The following is a 1,347-nucleotide window of genomic DNA, read 5'->3' on the forward strand; positions in this document are numbered from 1 at the left end:
CCGATTATGGTGTGATTGGCGTGTCACAGGATTCAGAATACCAAACCCTGAAAGACCTAACCGATGCGCTCAAGGAAGATCCGCGTTCCATCACTTTTGCTGGTGGCGATGCGAAAAAAAGCTGGGACCATTTGAAAGCGTTGATGTTCGCCGATGAAGCGGGCGTTGAGGATATGAGCAAGGTTAAGTACTTGGCTTATGAAGGTGGAGGCGAAGCCTTGACTCAGGTGGTAGGCGAGCACGCGGACGTTTTCAGCGGCGACATTTCCGAAGCCAAGGGCTTCAGGGAATCCGGCGACCTACGCATCTTAGCCCTGCTTGCAGATGAACGCCTTGAAGATGATCTATCGGACATACCTACCGCGAAGGAACAAGGCATCGATGTCATCGCGCCCAACTGGCGCGGATTCTACATTCCGCCCAACGTATCGGATGAGGCCAAACAGTTTTGGACATCGACCATTCAGGAGCTTGCTGAGAGCAAGGAATGGAAGCAAGCCATGGAGAGCAATGGCCTGATGCCTTTCAACATGGAAGGTGAAGAGTTCGAGAAGTTCGTGCTCGATCAGGTTAAGGATATCGAGGAACTCTCCGAGGAAATCGGACAGGCGGAATGAAATCCAATGACCGTATCTTTGGTCTACTGATGCTCGTCCTGGCCGTCGCGTACGGCTGGGGCGCCACTCAGTTTTCTGAATCGAGCGAGGCCATTGGACCTGGGGCATTTCCCATCTTGCTGACCGTGGTGCTGGTGCTAAGTAGTCTGTATCTGATTGTCAAACCTGATCCGGGCTCAAAATGGCCGCCAGCGCGCACGACACTGGAACTTCTGATAGCCGTGGTGGTGTTGATCGCCTATGTGTTGTTGCTTCAGCCCCTAGGCTTCATCATCACCACGACTCTGGCTGTCGGCACCCTGTGCTGTCGCATGGGGGCGGCGCCTGTTCGTGCCTACGTAGTGGGTCTGATCGCGGGCATCGTGGTGTATTTTCTGTTTACCATAGGCCTCGATCTATCCTTGCCTCTGGGCGTGCTGCGTGTACTGGAGGGAAGCTGATGGAAACCTTGGGCTATCTGATTGATGGGTTTGGCGTCGCATTTGCGCCGAACAACCTAATGTTCGCCTTGTTAGGGGCCTTTCTCGGTACTTTAATCGGGGCCCTGCCGGGATTGGGGCCAACCAATGGCGTAGCCATCCTTATCCCGCTGGCCTTTACGCTGGGCTTGCCACCAGAAACCGCGCTGATCATGCTGACCTCCGTCTATGCCGGGGCCATGTATGGCGGGCGTATCTCGTCGATACTACTCAATATTCCTGGCGATGAGCCGGCGATGATGACGTGTCTC

General features: G+C 54.6%; 3 protein-coding genes. All 3 read left to right on the forward strand.

Annotated features, from left to right (window positions below):
* Window positions 1-617, forward strand: a 617-nt coding sequence (locus OP495_RS17890) for a tripartite tricarboxylate transporter substrate-binding protein (RefSeq protein ID WP_280571130.1), incomplete at its 5' end; no start/stop codon positions are given.
* Window positions 614-1,057 carry a tripartite tricarboxylate transporter TctB family protein gene (locus OP495_RS17895; RefSeq protein ID WP_280571131.1) on the forward strand — a complete coding sequence of 148 codons (444 nt, stop codon included), beginning with the start codon at window positions 614-616 and terminating at the stop codon, window positions 1,055-1,057. The genes OP495_RS17890 and OP495_RS17895, both read left to right, overlap by 4 nt.
* A partial coding sequence (locus tag OP495_RS17900; RefSeq protein ID WP_280571132.1) for a tripartite tricarboxylate transporter permease occupies window positions 1,057-1,347 on the forward strand: 291 nt, incomplete at its 3' end. The genes OP495_RS17895 and OP495_RS17900, both read left to right, overlap by 1 nt.

Source organism: Chromohalobacter sp. 296-RDG (assembly GCF_029889885.1).
Classification (GTDB): Bacteria; Pseudomonadota; Gammaproteobacteria; order Pseudomonadales; family Halomonadaceae; genus Chromohalobacter.

Bases quoted from the DNA above. Each gene is read 5' to 3' on its own strand.
- OP495_RS17895 (WP_280571131.1), top strand. From the start codon at position 614: ATGAAATCCAATGACCGTATCTTTGGTCTACTGATGCTCGTCCTGGCC.